Source organism: Devosia sp. (assembly GCF_017307495.1).
Taxonomy (GTDB): Bacteria; Pseudomonadota; Alphaproteobacteria; order Rhizobiales; family Devosiaceae; genus Devosia_A.
Map to the genome: position 1 here is coordinate 48,365 of NZ_JAFKHE010000021.1, position 23,513 is coordinate 71,877.

23 protein-coding genes are annotated in these 23,513 nt (G+C 68.2%); 20 read left to right on the plus strand and 3 right to left on the minus strand.

The window, feature by feature from the left end; genetic code table 11:
• The first annotated feature begins 109 nt into the window (after window positions 1-109).
• The 15 genes from J0I99_RS13575 to J0I99_RS13645 all read left to right on the plus strand — a co-directional run bounded on the left by J0I99_RS13575 (window position 110) and on the right by J0I99_RS13645 (window position 14,703).
• The gene (locus J0I99_RS13575; RefSeq protein WP_291398261.1) at window positions 110-844 is read left to right on the plus strand and encodes an ABC transporter ATP-binding protein; all 735 of its coding nucleotides are present in this window, start codon (window positions 110-112) and stop codon (window positions 842-844) included.
• Window positions 844-3,399 carry an FtsX-like permease family protein gene (locus J0I99_RS13580; protein ID WP_291398262.1) on the plus strand — a complete coding sequence of 852 codons (2,556 nt, stop codon included), beginning with the start codon at window positions 844-846 and terminating at the stop codon, window positions 3,397-3,399. Before J0I99_RS13575 ends, J0I99_RS13580 begins: the two co-directional genes overlap by 1 nt.
• Window positions 3,400-3,493: 94 nt before the next feature.
• Complete coding sequence (locus tag J0I99_RS13585; RefSeq protein WP_291392819.1) at window positions 3,494-4,012, plus strand: Hsp20/alpha crystallin family protein; 519 nt, start codon at window positions 3,494-3,496, stop codon at window positions 4,010-4,012.
• Window positions 4,013-4,135: 123 nt separating this feature from the next.
• Complete coding sequence (locus J0I99_RS13590) at window positions 4,136-4,294, plus strand: hypothetical protein (RefSeq protein ID WP_291392821.1); 159 nt, start codon at window positions 4,136-4,138, stop codon at window positions 4,292-4,294.
• 9 nt (window positions 4,295-4,303) lie between these two features.
• Entirely contained in the window at window positions 4,304-5,131 is an 828-nt protein-coding gene (locus J0I99_RS13595; RefSeq protein WP_291398263.1) for a universal stress protein, read from the plus strand.
• A gap of 3 nt (window positions 5,132-5,134) precedes the next feature.
• On the plus strand, window positions 5,135-6,118 hold the full coding sequence (locus tag J0I99_RS13600; protein ID WP_291398264.1) for a zinc-dependent alcohol dehydrogenase family protein: 984 nt from the start codon (window positions 5,135-5,137) through the stop codon (window positions 6,116-6,118).
• A 295-nt stretch (window positions 6,119-6,413) separates the two neighbouring features.
• Entirely contained in the window at window positions 6,414-7,937 is a 1,524-nt protein-coding gene (locus J0I99_RS13605) for an ABC transporter substrate-binding protein (protein ID WP_291398265.1), read from the plus strand.
• A 76-nt stretch (window positions 7,938-8,013) separates the two neighbouring features.
• The gene (locus J0I99_RS13610) at window positions 8,014-8,961 is read left to right on the plus strand and encodes an ABC transporter permease (RefSeq protein ID WP_291398266.1); all 948 of its coding nucleotides are present in this window, start codon (window positions 8,014-8,016) and stop codon (window positions 8,959-8,961) included.
• Window positions 8,962-8,971: 10 nt separating this feature from the next.
• Window positions 8,972-9,844 carry an ABC transporter permease gene (locus J0I99_RS13615; RefSeq protein ID WP_291398267.1) on the plus strand — a complete coding sequence of 291 codons (873 nt, stop codon included), beginning with the start codon at window positions 8,972-8,974 and terminating at the stop codon, window positions 9,842-9,844.
• Window positions 9,841-10,830 carry an ABC transporter ATP-binding protein gene (locus J0I99_RS13620; RefSeq protein ID WP_291398268.1) on the plus strand — a complete coding sequence of 330 codons (990 nt, stop codon included), beginning with the start codon at window positions 9,841-9,843 and terminating at the stop codon, window positions 10,828-10,830. Before J0I99_RS13615 ends, J0I99_RS13620 begins: the two co-directional genes overlap by 4 nt.
• Complete coding sequence (locus tag J0I99_RS13625) at window positions 10,827-11,666, plus strand: ABC transporter ATP-binding protein (protein WP_291398269.1); 840 nt, start codon at window positions 10,827-10,829, stop codon at window positions 11,664-11,666. The genes J0I99_RS13620 and J0I99_RS13625 overlap by 4 nt, the downstream gene beginning before the upstream one ends.
• Complete coding sequence (locus tag J0I99_RS13630; protein WP_291392473.1) at window positions 11,663-12,424, plus strand: SDR family NAD(P)-dependent oxidoreductase; 762 nt, start codon at window positions 11,663-11,665, stop codon at window positions 12,422-12,424. Before J0I99_RS13625 ends, J0I99_RS13630 begins: the two co-directional genes overlap by 4 nt.
• A 178-nt stretch (window positions 12,425-12,602) precedes the next feature.
• Window positions 12,603-13,772, plus strand: a complete 1,170-nt coding sequence (locus J0I99_RS13635) for an amidohydrolase family protein (protein WP_291398270.1) — start codon at window positions 12,603-12,605, stop codon at window positions 13,770-13,772.
• A complete protein-coding gene (locus J0I99_RS13640) occupies window positions 13,772-14,218 on the plus strand; it encodes a hypothetical protein (RefSeq protein WP_291398271.1) in 447 nt (148 codons plus the stop codon). The genes J0I99_RS13635 and J0I99_RS13640 overlap by 1 nt, the downstream gene beginning before the upstream one ends.
• On the plus strand, window positions 14,218-14,703 hold the full coding sequence (locus tag J0I99_RS13645; RefSeq protein WP_291398272.1) for a hypothetical protein: 486 nt from the start codon (window positions 14,218-14,220) through the stop codon (window positions 14,701-14,703). Before J0I99_RS13640 ends, J0I99_RS13645 begins: the two co-directional genes overlap by 1 nt.
• A 63-nt stretch (window positions 14,704-14,766) precedes the next feature.
• Here J0I99_RS13645 and J0I99_RS13650 read toward each other — a convergent pair whose 3' ends face one another.
• Together J0I99_RS13650 and J0I99_RS13655 are read right to left on the minus strand one after the other, a co-directional pair.
• Window positions 14,767-15,531 carry an IclR family transcriptional regulator gene (locus tag J0I99_RS13650; RefSeq protein WP_291398273.1) on the minus strand — a complete coding sequence of 255 codons (765 nt, stop codon included), beginning with the start codon at window positions 15,529-15,531 and terminating at the stop codon, window positions 14,767-14,769.
• Between the two features lie 30 nt (window positions 15,532-15,561).
• Window positions 15,562-16,860 carry an amino acid aldolase gene (locus tag J0I99_RS13655; protein WP_291398274.1) on the minus strand — a complete coding sequence of 433 codons (1,299 nt, stop codon included), beginning with the start codon at window positions 16,858-16,860 and terminating at the stop codon, window positions 15,562-15,564.
• A gap of 214 nt (window positions 16,861-17,074) precedes the next feature.
• Between J0I99_RS13655 and J0I99_RS13660 the strand changes: the two genes are divergently transcribed.
• From J0I99_RS13660 to coaBC, 5 genes are all read left to right on the plus strand, one after another.
• On the plus strand, window positions 17,075-17,902 hold the full coding sequence (locus tag J0I99_RS13660) for an IclR family transcriptional regulator (RefSeq protein WP_291392493.1): 828 nt from the start codon (window positions 17,075-17,077) through the stop codon (window positions 17,900-17,902).
• On the plus strand, window positions 17,899-19,383 hold the full coding sequence (locus tag J0I99_RS13665; protein WP_291398275.1) for a M81 family metallopeptidase: 1,485 nt from the start codon (window positions 17,899-17,901) through the stop codon (window positions 19,381-19,383). Before J0I99_RS13660 ends, J0I99_RS13665 begins: the two co-directional genes overlap by 4 nt.
• A 178-nt stretch (window positions 19,384-19,561) precedes the next feature.
• Complete coding sequence (locus J0I99_RS13670) at window positions 19,562-19,948, plus strand: RidA family protein (protein ID WP_291398276.1); 387 nt, start codon at window positions 19,562-19,564, stop codon at window positions 19,946-19,948.
• A 99-nt stretch (window positions 19,949-20,047) separates the two neighbouring features.
• Entirely contained in the window at window positions 20,048-21,400 is a 1,353-nt protein-coding gene (locus tag J0I99_RS13675) for an aspartate aminotransferase family protein (RefSeq protein WP_291398277.1), read from the plus strand.
• Between the two features lie 87 nt (window positions 21,401-21,487).
• Window positions 21,488-22,690, plus strand: a complete 1,203-nt coding sequence (gene coaBC / locus J0I99_RS13680) for a bifunctional phosphopantothenoylcysteine decarboxylase/phosphopantothenate--cysteine ligase CoaBC (RefSeq protein WP_291398278.1) — start codon at window positions 21,488-21,490, stop codon at window positions 22,688-22,690.
• 82 nt (window positions 22,691-22,772) lie between these two features.
• Here coaBC and J0I99_RS13685 read toward each other — a convergent pair whose 3' ends face one another.
• The gene (locus tag J0I99_RS13685) at window positions 22,773-23,357 is read right to left on the minus strand and encodes a LuxR C-terminal-related transcriptional regulator (RefSeq protein ID WP_291398279.1); all 585 of its coding nucleotides are present in this window, start codon (window positions 23,355-23,357) and stop codon (window positions 22,773-22,775) included.
• Window positions 23,358-23,513 lie beyond the last annotated feature (156 nt).

Genomic DNA, 23,513 nt, shown 5'->3' on the forward strand with positions numbered 1-23,513 from the left:
GATGGTCGGTGATCAATCTGCAGAACCCTGACTGTCCCGGGCGCTGTCGATTCTCGCGTCCGCAGCAGTCATCCCTTGGAATCGATACTTACCGCAAGTCCCTCGCACGATGCTTGACAAAAAGACCGCCACCGCAATGCAAGGAACGGCGCCAATCATCGCTGCGACCGGCGTCGGCTATACGCTGGACGTCGCTTCGCGGCCGCTGCAGATTCTCAAGGATGTCAGCCTTCGGGTGCAGCCGGCCGAAGTGGTGGCGATCATCGGCCCGTCGGGCAGCGGCAAGACCTCGCTGCTCATGCTGCTGGCCGGACTCGAACAGCCGACGGCGGGCGAGATCGTCGTCGCCGGGCAGCGGCTGAACGATCTCGGCCAGGACGAGCTGGCCCTGTTCCGGCGCCGCAACGTGGGCATCGTGTTCCAGAGCTTCCATCTCATTCCGTCGCTCTCGGCGCTCGACAATGTCGCCCTGGCGCTGGAGATCGCCTCGCCGCGGCTCGGGCTGGCCCAGAGCCGGGCTGCCGCGGGCGACGCGCTGAAGGCCGTGGGCCTGGGCGATCGGCTGACGCACCGGCCGTCGGCCCTGTCGGGCGGCGAGCAGCAGCGCGTCGGGCTGGCGCGCGCCATGATCGCGGAGCCCAAGCTGCTGCTGGCCGACGAGCCGACCGGCAATCTCGACCAGGCCTCGGGGGCGGTGGTGATCGACCTGATGTTCGATCTCGCCCGCACGCGCCGGACCGCGGTGGTGCTGGTGACGCATGATGCGACGCTCGCAGCCCGGGCGGACCGGGTCTTTTCCATGACGCGCGGGGAACTGACCGAGACCACCGGGACGCACGCCTGATGCGCGGCCTGATCGCTGCCATCCATGTCGGCCTGCTGGACATGCGCGGCGACCTGCGCCGCTTCGTGCTGCTGATCGCCTGCCTCGCGGTCGGTACGGCGCTGATCGCCGGGGTCAGTTCGGTCGGGGCGAGCATCCGGCAGGCGGTCGAGGAAGATGCGGCGCTGCTGATGGGCGGCGATGTCGAAATCTCGCGCACCGACCGGGTCGCGACCGCGACCGAACTGGAGCAATTGCGCGCCTTCGGCGAGGTCACCAGCGTCGTCGACACCAATGTGCGGGCCCGCGCCAACGACAAGGATGCCTTCGTCGACCTGATCTCGATCGGGCCAGGGTACCCGCTGCTCGGCCAGATCGGCAGTCCGGCGCTGGCGCCGGGCGATTCCGCTTACGAGCTGCTGGGGTTGCGCGATGCCACCTTCGGCGCGCTGGTCAACCCGCTGATGCTGGACCAGCTCGGCCTCGCGGTGGGCGACCAGATCGAACTGGGCGGTACGCTGCTCGACGTCCGCGGCGTGCTGAACGGGGTGCCGGACGGAGCCGTGCGCGGCTTCCGCCTCGGGCTGCCGGTCCTCATCACCACCGATGCGCTCGCGGTACTTTCCGACCGCACCTCGCCGCTGCCCGGTCTGGGCACCTACTTCCGCTACAAGGTGCTGCTCGACAAGCTTGCGCCGGAAGCGGGGCGGGCGGCGATCGGGGAGCAGTTCGGCAAGTCCGGCTGGACCGTGCGATCGGCCCGCGAAAGCCTGGGGCCGATGGTGCACTACTATGACCTGTTCCTGCGCTTCCTGGTCATCGTCGGGCTCGCCTCGCTGCTGATCGGCGGGGTGAGCGTGTGGACGTCCATCTCGGCCTATGTGGCCGAGCGCTCCAACGTGGTGGCAGTGCTGCGCAGCATGGGGGCCACCCGGGCCCGCGTGTTCATCCATTTCTTCGCCCAGATCGCCGCACTCACCGCGATCGGCGTCGGCATCGGCGTGGCCGTGGGCGCCGGCGTGGCGCAGCTGGCGCTGCCGGTCGTGGGGCGGGCCGTGGGCATTGCACTGCCGGCCGGGATGCATGTCCTGCCGCTGCTGGTGGCGGCGGGAATCGGCGCGGTGACGGCGTTCGCCTTCTCCTACGTACCGCTGCAGCAGGCCATGAGCATCCAGCCCGTCAGCCTGTTCCGCGCCAAGGGGCTGGCGGCGCCGCCAGTCGACTGGGGGGCGCTGCTGCGCTCGCTCAGCGTCATTCCGCTCATCCTCAGCGGCGTTGCCTTCGTGTGGCTGGCGACGGTGATGACCGACGACTTCATGCTGGTCGCGGCGTTCACCCTGGTGGGCGCGATCGCGGTCGTGGTGTTCCGGATGTCGATCACGGCGGTCCGGCGCCTGCTGGCGCGCTCGCCCGAGCCGTCCAACCACCTGATCCGCTATGCGTTGCGCGGCATTTCCGGCCACGGGTCCGGCGCGCCGTCCGTCGTGGTCTCGGTCGGCATGGCGCTCGCCATGCTGGTGGTGGTGCTGGTGCTGCAGGTCAACCTCGGCAATGAGTACCTGGGCGCCTCCGTCTTCGACGCCCCCACCCTCGTCGCTTCCGACCTGTTCGAGGACGAGGTCGCGACGATCGAGACCATGCAGGCGGAGGGGGACGATATCGCGGCCTTCACCACTACGCCGATGCTGCGTGGCCAACTGCTCCAGATCAACGGCAATCCGGTCACCGCGGAACAGGCGCGGGGATCGGAGGCGCTGTTCCTGCTGTCGGGCGAGGTGCCGCTGACCTACCGCCAGGCCTTGCCGGCCTCCTCCAAAGTCGTCGAGGGCAACTGGTGGGCCGACGGCTATGCCGGCCCGCCGCTGCTGTCGCTTCACGAGAGCCTCAGGTCCGGGCTGGGCCTGAAACTGGGCGACAGGCTGACCTTCGACATCTTCGGCGACCAGATCACCGCCGAGATCAGCAATTTCCGCGAGTATTCGTGGCAGGGCGGCATCGACTTCCTCGCCACCTTCTCCCCCAACGTGCTCGAGGACTATCCTTCGACGCTGCTGGCGGCGGTGACGGCGGTGCGCGGCAAGGAACAGGCGCTCGAGGCCCATCTCGCGACCGCCCTGCCCGACGTGCGCTTCATCGCCATCGGCCAGACACTGGAGCTGATCACCTCGGCGCTGACGCAGCTGTCGCTGGCCACGTCGCTGGTGGGCGGGCTCGCCGTCGGCAACGGCCTGCTGGTGCTGATCGGAAGCCTGGCCGCCGGGCAGCAGCAGCGCCAGGCCGACGCGGTCATCAACAAGGTGCTGGGGGCATCCCGGCTCGAGATCGTCGCCGTGACGGTGCTGCAATACGCGTTGATCTCGCTGTTCGCGGCGGTGATCGCGATGGCGCTGGGCGTGGCGCTGGCCCGCATCCTGACCGGCGTGCTGCTCGACGTGGAGTTCACCGTCAGTGTGCCGGTGGTGCTGGGGGTCAGCGCCTGCGCCGTGCTGCTGACGGCGCTGCTGGGTGCGCTGTCGATCCGGCGTGCCCTGTCGTCGCGGCCGGCCCTGCTGCTGCGGGCGATGGGCAACGGCTGAACGGGTCGCGGGCACGCGAGGGTTTGACCCTGATCAAAGCTGCGGCGGCCCGGCGGGCCATGATCCTCCACGCCAGTAATTGGAGGATTCAATCATGGCTGAGACAGTGACCAGGCTTCCTGTGAAATCCGAAGGCAGGAAGACGACACCCGTGGCGCCGTGGCACCCTCTCGAGGATCTCCGTCGCGAGGTTGACCGGCTGTTCTCCGACTTCAACGGCGGATGGCTGAGCCCCCTGTCGACGCGCATGGCCGGCTTCGACCCGATGCGGGTCGAATGGAACGCGCCCGCGGTCGACGTGGTCGAGAAGGACAAGGCCTTCGAAATCACCGCCGAACTGCCGGGGATCGACGCCAAGAACGTCGAGGTGACGCTGCGCAACGGCAACATCGTCATCAGGGGTGAAAAGCAGGAGGAGAAGGAGGAGAAGTCCAAGGACTACTACCTGCAGGAGCGGCAGTTCGGCTCGTTCGAGCGCTCGTTCGCCCTGCCGGACGGCATCGACACGGACAAGATCGATGCCAGCTTCTCCAAGGGCGTGCTGACCGTTACCCTGCCCAAGTCGGCGGCGGCGCAGAAACCGGAGAAGAAGATCTCCGTGAAGGCCGCCTGACCCCGGGGCTGCGGCCCCTCCCCCAGGGCCGCAGCCGCCGCATCGACGGGACGCCCCTGCCGGGCTGGATCGCGGTCCAACCCGGCCTGCCGTGCGCAACGCACATGATTGGAGATGATTGAGTTGGAACGCATTCACATTACCCAGCACACCTCGCTCGGCGCGCTGTGGTTCGCCGGCTGGCTGTTCACCATCGGCTACCTCAAGCTGCAGTTCTGGATGGGCCTGCTCGGGCTGATCATCTGGCCGTATTTCCTCGGCAGCCACTTCGCGCCGCAATAGGAGACGGCCGTGATCAAGGATATTGCGGTCCACCTGACCGGCTCGCCCGAGGATGCAACGCGACTGGCCCATGCGGCCGGCGTGGCGCGGGTCTTCGACGCCCATGTGACGGGCCTGCAGCTGCATGAGCTGCCGGAACTGCTGGCCATCACCGACCCGAGCGGATCGGAGTTCCTGCGCCAGCTGATCGAGCAGTCGAACCAGCGGGCCCAGGCGGTCGGCGCGGTGATCGAGCGCCAGTGCGACGAACTGGGCCTGCGAAACGAATTGCGCCGCCTCGATGCCTATCCCGGCCGGGCCGGACAGGTGCTCGCGGCGGCGGCGCGGCAATCCGACCTCTTCCTCGGAACCCGGCCGTACGGCGATCCCGGCAAGGCCGAGTGGATCGAGGAGACGGTGATGTTCGAGTCGGGCCGGCCCTGCCTATTCATCCCGCCTGGCTACCCGGCAGGCGCGGAGTTCCGGAACATCCTGGTGGCCTGGAAGGACACGCGCGAGGCGGCCCGGGCGGTCGCCGACGCCCTGCCGTTCCTGCGCAAGGCCGGTTCGGTGGTGGTCGCCATCGTCGAGGAAGGCCCCGCCTCGGAACGGGAGGGCAGGGCGCCGGCAGGAGATATCGGGCGCTACCTGAGCCGGCATGGCGTCAAGGCCGAGGTGCATGTCGTCAACGGCTGGAACAAGGTTGGCGACGCCATTCTCAACGAGGGGGTGCGGACGGGCGCGCACCTGATCGTCATGGGCGCCTACGGGCATTCGCGGGTGCGGGAGTGGATCCTGGGCGGCGCGACCCGCGAGGTCCTCAGCCATGCTTCGATCCCGGTGCTGGTGGCGCACTGAACCATGCGCGCCATGCGGCTGCACGGGCAGAGCCGGTCCCTCGTCCTCGATGAGGTGCCGGTGCCTGAACCGATGCCCGGCGAGGTGCTGATCAGGGTGCTGGCCTGCGGGGTATGCCGCACAGACCTGCACATCGTGGACGGCGAGCTGCCGGCGCATCGGCTCCCGCTCGTGCCCGGGCACGAGATCGTCGGCGTGGTGACGCAGGCCACGGAGGGGACCGGGGACCTGGCGATCGGGGACCGGGTGGGCGTGCCCTGGCTGGGCGGGACCTGCGGCCATTGCCGCTATTGCCTCGCCGGCGAGGAAAACCTGTGCGACACCCCCCAGTTCACCGGTTATGACCGCGACGGCGGCTATGCCGAATATTGCGTCGCCCGCGCCGCCAACTGCGTGCGCCTGCCGCCCGAAGGCGACGCCGCGCATCTGGCGCCGTTGCTCTGCGCCGGACTCATCGGTTTCCGATCCTACCGGCGCACGGGCAGGCCCAGGACCCTCGGGCTGATCGGTTTCGGCGCGGCGGCGCATATCATCGCGCAGGTGGCACGGGACGACGGCGTCGCCGTCCATGCCTTCACCCGGCCCGGCGACACGCGCACGCAGGCCCTGGCCCGGCGGCTCGGAGCACATTGGGCGGGTGGCAGCGACGAGCGGCCGCCCGAGCCGCTGGACGCGGTGATCATCTTCGCGTCGGCGGGCCAGCTGGTTCCGCTCGGGCTGACGCTGGTCCGCAAGGGCGGGCGGGTGATCTGCGCGGGCATCCACATGAGCGACATCCCGGCGTTCCCCTATGCACACCTGTGGGGGGAACGGGAGATCGCCTCGATCGCCAACCTCACGCGCGCCGATGCCGCGGACTTCCTGGCCCGGGTCGCGGCCCATCCGATCGTCACGGAAGTGACGACCTATCCCCTCGAAGAGGCCAACGCCGCGCTCGCGGCGCTGCGCAGCGGCGACCTAGTGGGCGCCGCGGTCCTGGTGCCCTGAAGCGACGGCGTCGCGATGCACGATCCCGGCCGCACGTACATCTTTCCTGTTCGTTCCATATAGCGGAACCGCATCTTCTTCTCAGTCCCGCTAAAATGGGTCACTTTTGCTCTGAAAACGCACACTGGCCGTCAAACGCCTATGCAGTGTGCAGGACAACGATGTGCAATTGAAACACGCATTCTACATTGTGGAACATTCCGGAGCGGGTTGCGCGGCGCTCACGGAGACAACCGGCACAGTGGGGATGACCGCGCGAAATTCTACCAGGGACAATCGGAAGGGACGATTCGACATGCAATTGAAACGCACGTTCGCACGTAGCCTCGGCGGCATTGCCGCGGCTGCGATCATGCTGGCGGCCTTCGGGGGAGCCGAGGCGATGGCCGCCTCGCCGCGCGCCGCCGAGAACAAGGTCGTGCTCATCGCGCGGCAGGATCCCGGCACGCTGGACTACGTGACGAGCGGCCTCACCGCGGTGCGCCTGTGGATTCCGGCCAACGTGGTCGAGCCGCTGGTCTATTTCAACAAGGACGGCTCGGTCGACCCGGGCGTTGCCGAGTCCTGGACCATCAGCGACGACAAGCTCACCTACGAGTTCAAGATCCGCAAGACCAACTTCTCGGACGGCACCCCGGTGACGGTCGAGGACGTGATCTACTCGCTGAACACGATGAAGACCTCGCCGGTCTCCGACTACGCGGCGGCGTACAATGCCGTGTCGGCCATCGAGAAGGTGGACGACTCGACCGTGAAGGTGACGCTGTCGCGTCCGAGCCAGGCGTTCTGGGCCGGCATGGGCGGGCTGCCGGGGCTGATCCAGCCCGAGCATGCCGCCGCCGACCGCGCCACCAAGCCGATCGGCACCGGCCCGTACGTGCTCAAGTCGTACACCACGAACTCGTCGTTCGAGTTCGAGGCCAACCCGAACTACTGGGGCGAGAAGCCGTCCATCACCTCGGCCACCGTGCGCGTCGTGACCGACGGCACCGCCGGCCTCAACGCGCTCGAAGCGGGTGAAGTCGACGCCGTCCCGGTGATCACGATCGACCTGTGGGAACAGCTGACCAATCGCGGCCTCGACAAGAAGTTCACGCTCGTCACCTATCCGCAGATCGGCGAGCCGACCTACGCGGTGTTCAACCAGAAGCTCGACCCCGAGCTGCGCAAGGCGCTGGCGATGACGCTCGACCGCCAGGCGTTCAACGATGCCTACGGCGCCAGCTGGGGTGCGGAGAACACCTGCACGTTCGCTCTGCCCAACCGTCCCTGGTACGAGCCCGAGAACGCGGAAAGCTGCCCGTATCCGTATGACTACGAGAAGGCGACCGCCGAGGCTGCAAAGTTCGCCTCGACGCCGCTCGAGTACGCCTCGCTGAGCGACGTTCCGGACCTGTCGCTGCCCGCCGACATCATGATCCCGGTCATGCAGGGCGCCGGCTTCAACGTCACCCGTAACGCCATCGACCTGGCGCGCTACAGCCAGCTCATCTTCCAGGGCCGTCCGCCGCAGTTCGACATCACCGTGATGTCGGGCCCGGATGATCCGGCACAGTGGGCTTGCCCGTCGCCGGACAAGGCCGGCTGGTCGACCTACTGCAGCCAGCCCTACACCGATGCGCTCGCCGCCGCCGACTCCGCTCCGACCCAGGAAGAGTACCTGGCCAAGATGAAGGAAGCCGCCAAGATCCTGCGCGACGACGCCGTCATCGTGCCGCTGATCGCCAAGAAGGGCGTCGGCCTGTTCGACCCCGAGCTCAAGGGCTTCCTCGAGCCGCGCGTGCTGGTCGCGATCGAACTCGCGAAGCTGCACTGGTAAGAACTGACTATTGAACCCGCGGGCCGCCGGCTCCACGCTGGCGGCCCGCAGACTTGGTGACTTCGGAGTAGGCGACATGGTGATCTACGTACTGCGCAAGCTCGCGTTCTTCATCGGCGCGGTGTTCGTCGCCTCGGTCGCCATCTTCCTGTTGCTGCGCGCCGCCGGCGGCAACGTCGCCGCCATCGTGCTGGGCAAGGACGCGACCGCCGAGGCGATCAACGCGCTGGCGCACAGTTGGGGCCTCGACCGTCCGTTGCCGATCCAGTATTTCGACTGGATCTTTAAGATGTTCACCGGCGACCTGGGGCAATCCTTCCGCACCAAGGAAGCCGTCGCCAGCCTGGTGACCGACCGGCTGAGCGTCTCCATTCCCCTCGCCCTTTCCGGCCTGCTGCTTGGCCTCGTCATTGCCATTCCCGTCGGCACCTACGCCGCGCGCAACGTCGGCAAGCCCTCGGGCGCCGTGCTGGCGCTGCTGAGCCAGATCGGCGTCGCGGTCCCGGTGTTCTGGGCCGGCATCCTGCTCTCCGTGCTGTTCGGCGTGCGGCTGGGCTGGCTGCCCACCGGCGGCTGGATCGACTGGTCGCAAAGCTGGGTGGGCGCCATCCGCTCGCTGGTGCTGCCGGTGCTGTCGCTCGGCCTCATCATGGCGGCGGTGCTGATCCGCTACGTGCGCTCGGCCGTGCTCGACGTGATGAACCAGGACTATGTCCGCACCGCCCGCGCCGTCGGCATGACGCGCACGCAGGCGCTGCTGCAGGTGGGCCTGAGGAACGCCGCGCTGCCCATCGTCACGATTGTCGGCCTGCAGATCGCCGAGTTGATCGGCGGCACCGTGATCATCGAGATGGTGTTCTCGCTGCCCGGCCTTTCCCGCATGATCCTGGCCAATGTGGCGGCGCGCGAAGTGATCGTGGTGCAGTCGACGGTGATGCTGATCATCGTGTTCGTGATCTTCGTGAATTTCGTGGTCGACCTGCTCTACGGCATTCTCGACCCGCGCATCCGCAACGCCGCGTGAGGAGGCAGAGATGACCGATACCGCTTCCCCAGCCGTTGCCGCAGCCAGCCCGCGTCGGCGCGTCGAGATCAACGCCTCGCTGGTCGTCGGACTGGTGCTGACCGTCGGTTTTCTTGCCGTCGCGCTGGTCTCGTTCTTCTGGCTTCCCTCGAACCCGAACATCCCCAACATCAAGGCGCGCATGCTGCCGCCGTTCCTGCCCGACCACTGGCTGGGCACGGACGGGCTGGGCCGCGATATCGTCGCCCAGCTGATGGTGGGGGCCCGCACCTCGATCCTCGTCGGCGCCGGCGGCGCGTCGATCGCCCTGCTGATCGGCACCGTCGGCGGACTGATCGCGGCGGCCTACGGCAAGCTCGCGGACGAGACGATCTCGCGCGGCGCCGACATCATGCTGTCGATCCCCGGCATGGTGACGGCGCTGGTGCTGGCGGCGACGATGGGGTCGGGCGCCTTCACCACCATCCTGGCGCTCACGGCCTTCTTCACGCCGTCGTTCATCCGGGTGATCCGCTCGGCCGCGATGGCCGTGCTGCAGGAGGACTTCATCACCTCCGCCAAGCTCTACGGGCGCGGACGGCTGTTCATCCTCGCCCGCCATGTCATTCCCAACATTGCCGGCGTCATGATCGTGCAGTTCACTCTCTATTTCGCCGCCGGCATCCTTACCGAAGCGGGCCTGTCCTATCTCGGCGTCGGGGTCACCCGCCCCTCGATCTCGTGGGGCATGATGCTCAACGAGGCGCAGCAGACGGTGGGCATCTCGTCCCCGCTCGCCATCTGGCCGGGCCTCGCCATCGTGTTCGTGGTGCTCGGCCTCAACCTGCTCGGCGACGGGCTGCGCGACGTGCTCGATCCCAAGCTCAAGCGGAGGAGCGCATGACCGGCTCCGCTCCAGCCATCGAGGTCAAGGACCTCAGCGTCGGCAACGGCGTCGTCACCGCGGTGCGTGGCGTCTCCTTCACCATCCCACAGGGCGGCCGCATGGGCCTCGTGGGCGAAAGCGGCTCGGGCAAGTCGATGACCGCGCTGGCGCTGATGGGCCTGCTGCCCATGGGCTGGTCGACGCACGGCTCGGTGCTGCATGACGGGGTCGACCTGGTCAAGCAGTCGGACCGTGCCTTCTCCAGCCGGCGCGGACGCACCATCTCGATGGTGTTCCAGGATCCGCTGAGCTCGCTCAATCCGGTGCGCCGCGTCGGCGAGCAGATCAGCTGGGTGATCCGGCGCCATACCGGGGCCGACAAGAAGGCGGCCGAGCAGCAGACCATCGAGCTGATGACGCAGATGAAGCTGCCGCGGCCCGAGCAACTGGTGCGCGCCTATCCGCACGAGATTTCGGGCGGGCAGCGCCAGCGCATCATGATCGCCATGGCGCTCGCCTGCTACCCGCAGCTGATCATCGCGGACGAACCCACCACGGCGCTCGACGTGACCGTGCAGAAGCAGGTGCTGCGCCTGCTCAACGGCGCGGTGAACGAGCGCGGCTCGGCCCTGCTGATGATCACCCACGACCTGCCGATCATTGCCGCGATGTGCGACACGGTGGCGGTGATGTATGCCGGCCGCATCGTCGAGATGGGACCGGTGCAGGAAGTCTTCCGCAATCCGCGCCACCACTACACGCGCGGGCTGCTCGACAGCCAGCCGACCATGGACAACATCGCGCTCGACGGCTCGGCACGGCTCGTGTCGATCCCCGGCATGGTGCCGCCGCTGCACAACCTGCCGACCGGCTGCGCCTTCAACCCGCGCTGCCCCGCGGCAACCGACAAGTGCCGCACGGTGATGCCGGAGCTCGCGGGCGAGGGCCTGCAGGCGGCCTGCTGGCACCCCGTCGACAGCGCCAGCGAGGTGGCCGCGCAATGACCGCCGTCACTCCCTTCCCGGCCGATGGGCGCCCGCTGCTCGAAGTGCGCCAGCTGAGCCAGCAGTACTTCCTGCGCCGGCAGAAGCTGTTTGCCCCGCGGCCGATCCTCAAGGTCCTGCAGGACATCGATTTCGCCGTCCGTCCGGGCGAGGCCGTCGGCCTCGTGGGCGAGAGCGGCTCGGGCAAGACCACCCTCACCCGCATGCTGACCGGGGTCGAGAAGCCGCATGAGGGGCACGTCGTGTTCGACGGCGTCGACGTCTGGTCCGGAGGCGAGGCGCATCGCAGGTTGTTCCGGCGCTCCGTGCAGGTGGTGCTGCAGAACCCGCGCTCCTCGCTCGATCCGCGCATGCGGGTCGGGACCTCGCTGCTCGAACCGCTGCGCAGCCTCAAGATCGAGGGCGACCACGCGGCACGCGTGCTCGAGGTGCTCGACCAGGTCGGGCTGCAGAAGAGCGCGCTGGAGCGCTTCCCGCACGAGTTCTCAGGCGGACAGCTGCAGCGCATCGCCATCGCCCGCGCGCTGATGCCCAATCCGCGCGTACTGATCGCCGACGAACCGGTGTCGGCGCTCGACGTGTCGATCCAGGCGCAGGTGCTGAACCTGCTCAAGGACCTGGTGCGCGACCTCGGGCTGGGCCTCGTCTTCATCGCCCACGACCTGTCGGTCGTCGCCTACACCACGAGCAAGGTCTACGTGATGTCCTCGGGCAAGATCGTCGAGGTCGGCAAGCCGCTCGACCTGTTCCGCAATCCCTCGGCCGAGGCGACGCAGAACCTCGTCGGCGCGGTACTGAGCGTCGAGAGCGGCCTCGCCGGGAATGCACTGGCATGACCCAGTGCGTCGCCATCACCGGCTCGACCACCGGCATCGGCTACGCCATGGCGGAGGCGTTTGCGCGCGCCGGAGCCCGGCTGGTCATCAACTCGCACCTTGCTGACGATGGCGGGGCGGCGGAACGCCTCGGCGCGCTGACTGAGTGCCACTTCGTGCAGGCCGATCTGTCGACGGTGGCCGGTGCGCAGGGCTTCGTCGCGGCGGCGCGCGCGAAACTTGGTCGGCTCGATACGCTGGTCAACAACGCCGGCACCTACCTCGACACCACTTTCGACGACCTCACCGAGGCCGTCTTCGACCGCACCTTCAACCTCAACGTGAAAGGCTACCTGTTCGCCGCGCAGGCCTTCGTCAAAGGTCTGGCGCCGGGGCAGGAGAACCCGAGCATCATCTGCACCGGCTCGACCAACTCACTGGCGGCCGAAAAGAACAGCGTCGTCTACGACACCTCGAAGGGCGCCGTGCTGATGCTGGTCCGCAACCTTGCGGTCACGCTCGCCGAGCGCGGCATCCGCGTCAACGGCATCGGGCCGGGGATCGTCGAGACGCCGCTGTCCGCGAAGGGGCTGGCGACGCCCGGCGTCCGCCCTGCCCTCGAGAAGCAGATCCCGCTCGGGCGGGTCGGCATGCCCGACGAAATCGGCGGCGCCGCCGTGTTCCTCGCCTCCCCCGCCGCCCGCTACATCACCGGGCAGATGCTCTATGTCGATGGCGGCATCCTCGCCAACCAGATGTCGTGGGCGCCGCAATCGTGATCAACGTGCCCCGACCCCTCACCCGTCCCGGCTTCGCCGGTCCACCCTCTCCCCGACGGGGAGAGGAACACCCAGTCGCGCCGTCGGCGCTCTGTTCTTCTCCCCGTCGGGGAGAAGGTGGCGCGCAGCGCCGGATGAGGGGTTCGGCCACCCATCCATCCATCATTCGGGCCCAAAGATGAAATCTCGCTGGACCAACGTCACCGTCGTCACGCCAAGTGCTGAAGTCGCCGCCGACCTGCTGATCGACGGGGAGCGCATTGCCGGGCTCGTGCCCGCCGAAACCAACGTCGGCGACGACTGGCAGGTGATCGACGGGGGCGGCGCGATCCTGTTTCCCGGCAGCATCGACCTGTTGCAGCACGGCTATGGCGAGCACCTCTACAACGACACCGAGCAGGGCGCGGTGGCGGCCAACTCGCAGGTCCTGCTCCGGAACGGCGTGACCGGCTTCCTGCCCTCGATCTCGTGCCTGCCCCCCAAGGACATGGAGCCGACCTTGCGCCGGCTCGCTGCCCAGACCAGGGAAGCCACCGGCGCCCGGGCCCTCGGCGTCCACAGCGAGGGGCCGGTGTTCGGCTCTCCGGGCGCGCACAACCCGGAAAACATCCAGCTGCCCAGCGTCGAGCTAGCCGAGCGGATGCTCGCGGCGACGGACGGGCGGCTCAAGGCAGTGACGCTGGCGCCGGAAAAGCCGGGGGCCGAGGGCTTCATCCGGACGCTCAAGGCAGCCGGCGTCTCGATCCATTTCGGCCACAGCATGGCCCGGCCCGAGGATATACCGCGTTATGTCAGCTGGGGGATCGACGCGGTCACGCACATGTACAACGTGATGCCGACCTATCCGCCGGGCAACATGGGCGTGCACGTGGTGTCGCTGACCGACGCGCTGATCGCCGAACCGACGCTGGCGCTCGGCCTCGTCTGCGACGGCATCCATGTCGAGCCGCAGATGGTGCGACTGCTCGCGCAGCTCCCGGCGGACCGGGTGTTCCTCGAGACCGACGCGATGAAATATGCCGGCACGCCCGGCGCCACCTTCGAGTTCTATCCGGGCTATTTCGTCACCAGCGCGCCGGGCAAGGCGGTGCGCGAGGCCAAGAGCGGCGGGCTTTGCGGCTCGTCGCTGACGCCGGACGAGGCGCTGCGCAACTACCTCAGGTTCTCGGGCAAGGACCTGGCCCGCGTCGCCAACGCCACCAGCCTCGTTCCGGCCCGCGTGCTCGGCATGGAGCGCGACCTGGGCAGCCTCGAACGTGGCAAGCTGGCCGATTTCGCCGTGCTCGAGCGGGCGACGCTCAAGGTCGCCGCGACCTGGGTCGGCGGCAAGGAAATGTGGAGGGCCTGATGGGCGAGAAACTGCGCTATGCCGAGGAAGGCGAGGTCCATCTCGATTTCCATGGCGCCACCAATACGACGATCGACTTCATCATCGACCGCTTCGGCGTCGAGGCGATGGACGAGATCTTCAGGAAGGTCGGGCGCGACGTCTATCGCTCGATCCACGAGGATCTCGTGGCCGGCGACACCCGGCAACTGGTCGAGCACTGGCGGCACTTCTTCACGCGCGAGGACTGCGACTACGATATCGAGATCGGCCGCGACGAGATCGTGCTGACCGTGCGCCGCTGCACCGCCTGGCACCATGTCGCCAGGCTGGTCGGCACGCCATCGCCGCACTTCTGCGACCAGACGATCCGCACCAACGAAGCGCTGGCCGAGGGCTCGCCCTTCGCATTCGAAACCACGATCACCGGCCCGGGCGCGTGCCGGCAGGTGATCAGGAGGCGCTGATGATCCCGTCCGACCACTTCACCCGCTTCTACAACGAGGTGTTCAAGTTCCTCGAATCCCAGGGCGAGGCCGAGCTCGAGGCCTACTTCCTCGCCATCTCGAAGAACCAGGAAAAGCACATCCTCGAGCTCATCCAGACCAAGGGCCTGGCGGGGATGGAGGAGTACTGGTCGCATATCAAGGTCGAAGAAAACTGCGACATGGACATCGACCGCTACGATGACCACATCGAGCTCAGGATGAATGTCTGCCCCAGCCTCTCCAAGGTGATGGACAACGATGCCGAGCCGATGGGCCGCTACTGCGACCACTGCGCCGGCTGGATCGGGCCGATCCTCGACAAGACCGGCTATCACCTGGTCTACGACGTGATCAGCCGTACCGAGCCGCGCTGCGTGATGCGGGTGTTCAAGGACGCAGCGAAGGCCAGGGAAGCCGAAAAGGATGTGAAGCTGCTTATGGGGTGGCCCGGGCACAAGGTTTAGGGGGCGGCGCGTGGGCCCCACCCCCACCGAGCTGCGCTCGTTCGCTCCGCTCACAGGGGCGGGTCAGGCTGCCAGTTGCTGGGAGATCCGCGACGCCGCGACCTTGAGCGCTTCGGCGGCCTCGCTCGTCCGCTCGGGCCGCATGCGACGCTCTGGGGCGGACATGCTCATCGCGGCGACCGGATGGCCGGCGCGATCGAGGATCGGCACGCCGATGCACATCAGCCCGTCCTCGTTCTCACCCACCTCGACGGCGTAGCCGCGGCGGCGCACGTCCTCGGCCTGGCGACGCAGCTTGGAGACTTCGGTCAGCGTCTTGATCGTCATCTGCTCGAGCTCGCCGCCCGGCAGGCGGTCCACCACCTCGGGCAGGAAGGCCAGCATGGCCTTGCCAAGCGAAGTCGAATGGGCCGGGTGGCGCAGGCCGATCCTGGCGCTGGCGCGCAGCGGCCGGGCCGGCTCCAGCATGTCGATATAGACGATGTCGCTGTCGTCGAGGATGGCGAGGTTGACCGTCTCGTTGAAGGTGGCGACCAGCTGGCGCATCTCGGGCTGGGCCAGTTCGCGCAGGCCCGAGAGGTCGTTGTCGACCCGCGCCAGTTCGCGGAAGTTGGCGCCGACGCCATAGCGGTCATGCCAGACGTCGTGGGCGAGGAAGCCGGTGGCGGACAGCGTCTGCAGGTAGCGGAACACCGTGGTCTTGGGGAGCTTGAGCTCGTGGACGATCTCGGTGAGGGTCACCATGTGGCCCTGGCGCGCCACGTAGTCGAGCACCTGCAGTGCCTTGACCACGGGCTGCACCATGTAGTCGCCCTCGAGCTTGTCCATCGCCTTCACCCCGTTCGCTTGTCCCTTTGGCTAGAAGAAGGTCTTGAGCGCCTCGGTGACGCGGTAGTCCGCGTCGACCAGAAGCAGCATCTGCCATTTGTCGAAAGTCGTGCACGGATGCCCGATCCCGAAGGCCACCATATCACCCGGCCGGAGCGGACTCGAGGCCGGCACTTCCATGTGCCCGTGCTGGTCGTTCAGCGCCACGATCTTGTGGCCGGCCGGCACCGGTTCCGGCGCTTGCATCGTGCCCGGCCGGTACCAGTGCAGCGGCACCGGCATGCCGGCATCGAAGCTGATGTCGCGCTTGCCCATGGTGACGATCAGCCGCCCGTCCTCGGGGCGCGACTGCACATAGGCCCAGACCTCGAGCGCGGCTTCGAGCCGCCCCTCGGGCAGCTTCAAAGTCGTCTCGGAGAGGATGCGCTCGTAGGCGGCGGCATAGGAAATGGAATCGTGCGTCAGGTAGCAGCCGGAGCGCAGCACCTTGACCACCGGCCGGCTGAAGCTGGTCGCGTTGAAGCGCTCGCCGACCCGGTCGAAGAAGGCCGTGCCGCCGGCGCTGACCACCACCGGGTGGTCGGCGGCGAACAGGCCCTCGGCCAGCGCCATCTGGGCCAGCGCGGCGACATCGTCAATCAGACCGTCGGCGGCCTCAGGAGTGGGAAGCAGGCCCTCGAAGCACTCGAAGCCGCCCAACGCCAGCCCATCGGTCGCCACGACCTTGCGCGCCACGTCCATGGCGGTGTCGCGCGAGCGGGCGCCGGCGCGGCCGCCGACGAACCCCATCTCGACCAGCACGCGCAGCGGGTTGCCGACCGGCGGCGGGTTGCGCCGGGCGCCGTCGGCCAGCATGGCGACGCCGTCCGCGCCGTCGGCGAGGCAGTAGAGCTCGAAGCCGGGCACATGCAGGGCGCGGAAGCAGGCGTCGATCGCCTGCTGCCCGATCGGCTGGTTGGCGATGATGACGCGCCCGACGCCGAACCTCAGGCAGACCTGCAACTGCTGCACAGTGGCGACGGTGATGCCCCAGGCGCCGTCGGCAACCTGCAGGTCGAACAGGACGGGCGACATCGTGGTCTTGCCGTGCGGGGCAATGACGAGGTCGTTGGCGGCGGTGAAATCGCGCATCCAGGCGCTGTTGGCGCGCAGCACATCCTCGCGGATCACCGCCAGCGGCAGCGGCAGGTCGCCGGCCAGCACGCTCCAGCCCTGCTTGCCGACCTCGCCGACCTTCAGCGGCTCGGCGTCGAAGGGCAGCCCCTTGGTCAGCGGATCAAGCGGCTGGTCGGCGAGCGAGGCCAGATCGAGGCGGGGCAGGAAGGGCATCGTTCAGAATCCATCATTCTACAATATGGAACACCAACCAGGCGTTTGTGACAATCTAACGTCACCGCGATCAGGCCTGTCAACTGCCACGCATGCCGCACCGCAATGGAACGCTTGCATCACGCTCGGGGCTGATATCATATCGCTGAGCCGCAGCGACTCCGCGCTGTCGTTCTATATTGTGGAACAACCTTCAAACGGCGACCTCCCAGCGATGCCCAGAGCTGCAAGCACCGGAAAGACCACGCTGGCCGCCCCGACCGCGGATGCCCGCATCCAGTCGGTGGCGCGCGCCAAGGCGCTGCTCGACGCGATGTCGGGCGGCGAATGGGTAACGCTGCGGCTGCTCGCCGAGCGCACCGGGCTGGCCAAGACCACGGCGTTCAACCTCGTCACGGCGCTGGTCGATGTGGGGCTCACCGAGCGCGACGCCAGGGCCGGGGCCTACCGGCTCAGCATGCAGCACCTGGTCTACGGCAAGGCGGTCGAGCGACGGCTCGACATCACCGAGATCGCGCGGCCGCACCTGATCCGGCTGTGTGCCACAACGCGCGAAACGGTGAACCTCGCCATCCCCGGCCCGACCGATGCGATGATCATCGAGAGCCTCGAGGGAACCCAGTCGCTGCGCCTATCGTCCTACGCCGGCACGCGTGCCGCCTATCACTCTACGGCCTGCGGGCGCGCGCTCCTCGCGCACCAGCCGGAGAGCTTCCGCAGGCTGGTCTACTCGATCGGCCACCTGCCCGCCGCGACCAACCGCACCATCACCGACCCGGACACGCTCGAGGCCATCCTCGAGCGCTGCCGCAGCATCGGCTGGACCACCGAATTCGAGGAGAATGAGACCGGCGGCGCCTGCGTTGCGGCTCCGATCTTCAACCGCGACGGCGAGGCCGTGGCGGCCGTCAGCATCGCGGGCCCGTCGAGCCGGTTCGAGCCCGAGGCCATCGAGAGGCTGGGGCGGCTGCTCGTCGCCAGCCTCGCCGACATCACCCAAGACCTTCCCGACCACTACGCCCCACCTGGTTCCAGCAAATGACTCAAAGCCGCATCCTGCTCGCGGGCCTCTTCCACGAGACCCATACCTTCGTCGATGAAGTGACGGGGCTGAGCGAATACACCATCAACCACGGGCCGCGGATGCTGGCCCGGCGCGGCGACGGATCGACCATCGACGGGTTCCTCGAGGTGGCCGACCGCGAAGGCTGGCTGGTGGTGCCGGTCTGCGATTTCTCGGCGCTGCCGTCGGGGACCACGGACCACGCGGTGTTCGAGCTGTTCTGGAAGGAACTCGAGCAGGGCATCCGCGCGGCGCTCGCGGAGGGCGGCCTCGACGGCATCTGGCTGGCGCTGCACGGCGCCATGGTGACCACCGAGAGCGTCGACCCGGAAGGCGAACTGCTGGCCCGCATCCGGCGCATTCCGGGCATGGCCGAGCTGCCGCTGTTCGGCGTGTTCGACCTGCATGCGACCTTCACGGCGGCCATGGCGGCCGGGGCGAGCGGACTCGTCGCCTATCGCGAGAACCCGCATATCGACGCGCGCGACGCCGCGGTGCGTTCGGCGGACCTGCTGGCCCGGGCGCTGCGGGAGGGACGGGCGCCGCGCATGTTCGCGCGCAACGCCCCGATCATCTGGCCGCCCACCGGCACCGGAACGGCCGACCGGCCGATGCGCGACCTCGAGGCGCTGGCACGGCAGATCGAGGCCGAAGATCCCGACATCTGGACCGTCAATGTCGTGGCCGGATATTCGTTCTCGGATGTGCCCGACGCCGGCGTTGCCTTCTCGGTGACGACGGTCGGCAGCGAAACCGACGCCATGGCGGCGCTCGACCGGCTCGAGGCCCTCGCGGTCGAGTTGCAGCCGCTCGGCCTGCCGCAGGAGTGGTCGCTCGACGCGGCGCTGGAGGAAGCCCGGCGCAGCCCCGACGGGCCGAGCATCATCGTCGAGCCGAGCGACAATATCGGCGGCGGCGCCCCGGGCGACGGCACGGCGGTGCTGCGCGGTTTCCTCAGGCACGGCATCCGCAACGCCGCCGTGGCCATCGCCGATCCGGCGGCAGTGACCGCCCTGACGGTCGTCCCGATCGGCAGTACGGCCCGTATCTCGATCGGCGGCAAGGGCAGCCGGCTCGACGAGGGCCCGGTGGAGCTCGACGTGACGCTGATCAGCCGCAGCGACGGCGCGTTCACGCTCGAGGATCGCAACAGCCACCTCGCCGCGATGCAGGGCGTCTACATCAGCATGGGGCCATCGGCGGTGGTCGAAGCCGAGGGCATCAAGATCCTGCTCACCAGCATCAAGACGCCGCCGTTCGACCTCGGGCAGTTCCGCTCGCAGGGCATCATCCCGGAGGAGCTGTCGGTGATCGGCGTCAAGGCGGCGGTCGCGCACCGCCGGGCCTACGACAAGATCGCCAAGCGCAGCTTCACGGTGACCACGCCCGGCCCCTGCACCAGCGACCTCAGGAGCCTGCCCTACCGCCGGCTGCGCCCGAACGTCTTTCCGCTGGTCTAAGTCGGCCCGCTGCCGACGCAGCCCCGTCACTTCTCCCTTTCACCGGGTGTCATCCCAGCGAAAGCTGGGATCCAGCTCACAGCTGGCGCGGGCGGAGAGTTGGATCCCTGCCTTCGCAGGGATGACAGCCAGTGGAGGGCGGCAAGAATCGAACTTACACATCCCAAAGGAGCCCATCATGATCGAGTATCCCAGCGCGCCGGATACCCCGCGCTCGCACCTGCCGTTCAGCCCCGCCACCAAGGTTGGCGACCTGATCTTCGTCTCCGGCCAGGCTTCGGTGGATGCGACCGGCAAGATCGTGTCGGGCACGTTCGAAGAGGAGATGCGGCGCTCGATCGAGAACCTCCGCAAGGTGCTCGAGACGGCGGGCAGCGACCTCAAGCATGTCGTCCAGACCCGCAACTATGTGCGCGACAATGACGACCTGCCGCTGTTCAACAAAATCTACCCCGAGTACTTCGCGGCGCCGTTTCCGGCACGGACGACCATTACCAATTGCCTCGGCCCGCAGTTGCGCTACGAAATCGAGTGCATCGCAGTTGTGAGCAAGCCGGGGAGTTGAGCCGGCGCCAGCCGTTTTTCCGTGTCGCGAAACCGGCGAGCATTTACAGTTCATGGTCTCGTAGGGCCTCTTGCGCGACAAGAACCTAAGGAGTCCGCCTTGTCCGTCCCCAACGCCACCACGCCGCACACCGATGACGCAGCGGAGCTCCTGAGCTTCGACAAATCGGTTGCGGCGATCCGCAAGCACGCGCAGTGGATCTCGGGCGGAGTGAACAGCAACTTCCGGCTCAACATCTCGCCCACCCCACTGGTGTTCGAGCGTGGCGAAGGCCCCTACCTGTTCGACGTCGACGGCAACCGGCTGATCGACTACTACCTCGGCATGGGCCCGATGATCCTCGGCCACAAGCCGCAGGCGCTGGTCGATGCGGTGAAGTCGCAGATCGACAAGGGCATCCTGTTCGCCGGCCAGACCGAGATCGAGGCCGAGGCCGCGCGGCTCGTGTGCGAGATGGTGCCGTCGGCCGAGCGGATGCGGTTCGGCTCGTCCGGTTCGGAAGTCGACCAGGCCGCCATCCGCCTCGCCCGCGCCGCCACTGGCAAGCGCAAGATCATCAAGTTCGAGGGGCACTACCACGGCTGGTTCGACAACGTGCTGTGGTCGACCGCCCCGGCCGTCGCCTCGGCCGGCCCGGCCAACGCCCCGACGCCGGTGATCGGCTCCAAGGGCCAGCTGCCCGAGAGCGCCGACGACCTGACCGTGCTGCCGTGGAACGACCTCGAGATCCTCGAGGCGCACCTCAAGGAGGGCGACGTCGCCGGCGTCATCATGGAAGCGGCGATGTGCAACCAGGGTTCGATCCACCCTGCCGCCGGCTACCTCGAAGGCGTGCGCGCCGCCTGCACCCGGCACGGCGCGATCCTCATCTTCGACGAGGTGATCACCGGCTTCCGCCTCGCCCCCGGCGGCGCGCAGCAGCTGTTCGGCGTCACGCCCGATATCTCGACCTTCGGCAAGGCCATCGCCAACGGCTTCCCGGTGGCAGCGATCGCCGGCCGGGCCGACCTCATCGACATGTTCACCAATGGCGGGGTCGTGCATGGCGGCACCTACAACGCCCAGCCGGTGGCAATGGCGGCGACGGCGGCGACGCTGCGCTCGCTGACCCCTGCCGTCTACGACAAGATCGGCAAGTCCGGCACGGCGCTGATGGAGGGCTTCCGCGAGGTGTTCGCGCGCCATGGCGTCACGGCGCAGGTGGTCGGCTTCGGCCAGGTGTTCCATGTCGCGCTTGGCCTCGACGCACCGGCGAAGAACTATCGCGACCTCGCGCGGATGAACAAGCCGGCCTATGTCGCGCTCACCACCGCCCTCCTCCGCCGCGGCGTGCGCGCGCTCGAGCGCGGCGCCTGGTTCCTGTCGAGCGAGCATGATGCCGGCGTCATCGACGAAACCGTGGCGGCGATGTCCGATGCGGTACGCGAGCTCAAGGCCGCCGGCACGCTGTAGCACCGGCGCGACAATGCGCCCTCCCCTCTCCCCCAAGGGGAGAGGGCCTTGTGGCACTGCCCGCGCTCTTCGTGTATTCCCGCACGCATGAAGCTGGCGTCCCGGAAAGTACTCCTGGTCATCGGCGGCGGCATCGCCGCCTACAAGTCGCTCGAGCTGATCCGCCGGCTGCGCGACGAAGGCGCTGCGGTGCGCTGCGTGATGACGGCTGCGGCGCAGCATTTCGTGACACCGCTGTCGGTCGGCACGCTGAGCGCCGACCGGGTGTTCACCGACCTCTTCGACCGCAGTGACGAGCACGATGTCGGGCACATCCGGCTATCGCGCGAGGCCGACCTGATCGTGGTGGCGCCGGCCACCGCCGACCTCATGTCGAAGCTGGCGCACGGGGCGGCGAGCGACCTCGCCAGCGCCGTGCTGCTGGCGACCGACAAGCCGGTCTTGCTGGCGCCGGCGATGAATCCCAGGATGTGGAACCATCCAGCGACGCAGCGGAACCGCGCGACGCTGCTCGCGGACGGCATCAGCTTCGTCGGCCCCAATCGCGGCGAGATGGCCGAGGCGGGCGAAGCCGGCGAGGGCCGCATGGCGGAGCCTGCCGAGATCGTCGCAGCCGTGCTCGCACGGCTGGGCACGGCCCCCCTGGCTGGCAAGAAGATCATCGTCACGTCCGGGCCGACGCACGAGCCGATCGACCCGGTGCGCTACATCGCCAACCGCTCGTCGGGCAAGCAGGGCCATGCCATCGCGGCGGCGCTGGCGCGGCTGGGAGCAGAGGTGCGGCTCGTCACCGGCCCTGTCGCCCTCCCCGATCCGGTTGGTGTCGGCACCACCCATGTCGAGACGGCGGCCCAGATGCTCGCCGCGGTCGAGCGAGCGCTGCCGGCCGATGCGGCGGTGTTCGTCGCCGCGGTGGCGGACTGGCGCGTAGCCGAGGCCGCGGCCGAAAAGATCAAGAAGGTGCCGGGCACGGCCTCGGCACCGGTGCTGCACATGGTCGAGAACCCCGACATCCTCGCCACCGTCGGGCACAATGCCCGGCGCCCCCGCCTCGTCGTCGGCTTTGCCGCCGAAACGCAGGATCTCCTTGCCAACGGCACCCGGAAGCTGGAACGCAAGGGCGCCGACATCATCGTCGCCAATGACGTATCGACAGGTACCGGCGTGATGGGCGGCGAGCGCAACCGGGTCACCATCCTGTCGGGCGACGGTGCGGAGGAATGGCCGGAGATGAGCAAGTCCGAGGTGGCCGCCCGGCTGGCCCGGCTGATCGCGGACCGCCTGGCGTAAGTCCAGCCTACCCGCGTGCCAGCGAACTTAACCGCCTCTCCCGACACGGCAGCGCCCCGCTTCGCAGGAGCGGAGCAAGGGGTCAGACGAGGACCAGGCCTTCGCGCAGGATGATCGACACCGCATCGGCCCGATTGCGGGCGCCGAGCTTGTCGAGGATGGCGGTGACGTGGAACTTGGCGGTGTGCACGGAGATGTCGAGGGCCCGTGCGATCACCTTGTTGGAGGCGCCGTCGACCAGCAGCTCGGCCACCTGGCGCTCGCGCTGGCTCAGCGCCGGAAACGAAGCATTGCTGCGCGGGCGAGCTTCGCCGGCGTCGCGTTCGAGCGCGTAGCCCGCCCCGATCAGCGTGGCTGCGGCGAGGACCAGAGCGGGGTCGAGACTGTCGATGGCGTTGCGGCGGGCCTCGTCGGCACCGATGCGCAGCACGCGGTGCGTGTCGGTGGCACCGCCAAGCGCGGCAGGACGATCGGTGATGGTCACCGCGGCCTCGCCGGCATCGGCCTCGAACAGGTCGGCCCGTTGCGCCACGCGGTCGCGCAGCACCTGCTCGAGTGCCGGGTCAGTCAGGTCGAAGGCCACGCCCAGTGCCAGCCCGCCCAGCATCGAGGGCGCCACCGCGCCGCCCGCGTTTGCCGATGCTGCTCTCGAATTGAAGTAGACCACTGCTTAGCACTCCCGGTTCCGGCTCGATGCGACAGTGCAAGCCGCCCGAACCGATGTCCATACAATGTGGTGGCGAACTTGGCCTGAAAGAAGGCCCTCAAGGTGACCGCAAGCCCGTCGCACGCGTCGCAAGGCGACGATGGCGCGCCGGGCCAT

Excerpts from the sequence above, each read along its gene's own strand:
- J0I99_RS13670 (WP_291398276.1), top strand. The coding sequence starts at position 19,562 with ATGATCGAGTATCCCAGCGCGCCGGATACCCCGCGCTCGCACCTGCCG.
- J0I99_RS13605 (WP_291398265.1), top strand. The coding sequence starts at position 6,414 with ATGCAATTGAAACGCACGTTCGCACGTAGCCTCGGCGGCATTGCCGCG.
- J0I99_RS13630 (WP_291392473.1), top strand. The coding sequence starts at position 11,663 with ATGACCCAGTGCGTCGCCATCACCGGCTCGACCACCGGCATCGGCTAC.
- coaBC (WP_291398278.1), top strand. The coding sequence starts at position 21,488 with ATGAAGCTGGCGTCCCGGAAAGTACTCCTGGTCATCGGCGGCGGCATC.
- J0I99_RS13645 (WP_291398272.1), top strand. The coding sequence starts at position 14,218 with ATGATCCCGTCCGACCACTTCACCCGCTTCTACAACGAGGTGTTCAAG.
- J0I99_RS13620 (WP_291398268.1), top strand. The coding sequence starts at position 9,841 with ATGACCGGCTCCGCTCCAGCCATCGAGGTCAAGGACCTCAGCGTCGGC.
- J0I99_RS13580 (WP_291398262.1), top strand. The coding sequence starts at position 844 with ATGCGCGGCCTGATCGCTGCCATCCATGTCGGCCTGCTGGACATGCGC.
- J0I99_RS13610 (WP_291398266.1), top strand. The coding sequence starts at position 8,014 with ATGGTGATCTACGTACTGCGCAAGCTCGCGTTCTTCATCGGCGCGGTG.
- J0I99_RS13660 (WP_291392493.1), top strand. The coding sequence starts at position 17,075 with ATGCCCAGAGCTGCAAGCACCGGAAAGACCACGCTGGCCGCCCCGACC.
- J0I99_RS13665 (WP_291398275.1), top strand. The coding sequence starts at position 17,899 with ATGACTCAAAGCCGCATCCTGCTCGCGGGCCTCTTCCACGAGACCCAT.
- J0I99_RS13640 (WP_291398271.1), top strand. The coding sequence starts at position 13,772 with ATGGGCGAGAAACTGCGCTATGCCGAGGAAGGCGAGGTCCATCTCGAT.
- J0I99_RS13635 (WP_291398270.1), top strand. The coding sequence starts at position 12,603 with ATGAAATCTCGCTGGACCAACGTCACCGTCGTCACGCCAAGTGCTGAA.
- J0I99_RS13575 (WP_291398261.1), top strand. The coding sequence starts at position 110 with ATGCTTGACAAAAAGACCGCCACCGCAATGCAAGGAACGGCGCCAATC.
- J0I99_RS13585 (WP_291392819.1), top strand. The coding sequence starts at position 3,494 with ATGGCTGAGACAGTGACCAGGCTTCCTGTGAAATCCGAAGGCAGGAAG.
- J0I99_RS13615 (WP_291398267.1), top strand. The coding sequence starts at position 8,972 with ATGACCGATACCGCTTCCCCAGCCGTTGCCGCAGCCAGCCCGCGTCGG.
- J0I99_RS13600 (WP_291398264.1), top strand. The coding sequence starts at position 5,135 with ATGCGCGCCATGCGGCTGCACGGGCAGAGCCGGTCCCTCGTCCTCGAT.
- J0I99_RS13650 (WP_291398273.1), bottom strand. The coding sequence starts at position 15,531 with ATGGACAAGCTCGAGGGCGACTACATGGTGCAGCCCGTGGTCAAGGCA.
- J0I99_RS13625 (WP_291398269.1), top strand. The coding sequence starts at position 10,827 with ATGACCGCCGTCACTCCCTTCCCGGCCGATGGGCGCCCGCTGCTCGAA.
- J0I99_RS13655 (WP_291398274.1), bottom strand. The coding sequence starts at position 16,860 with ATGCCCTTCCTGCCCCGCCTCGATCTGGCCTCGCTCGCCGACCAGCCG.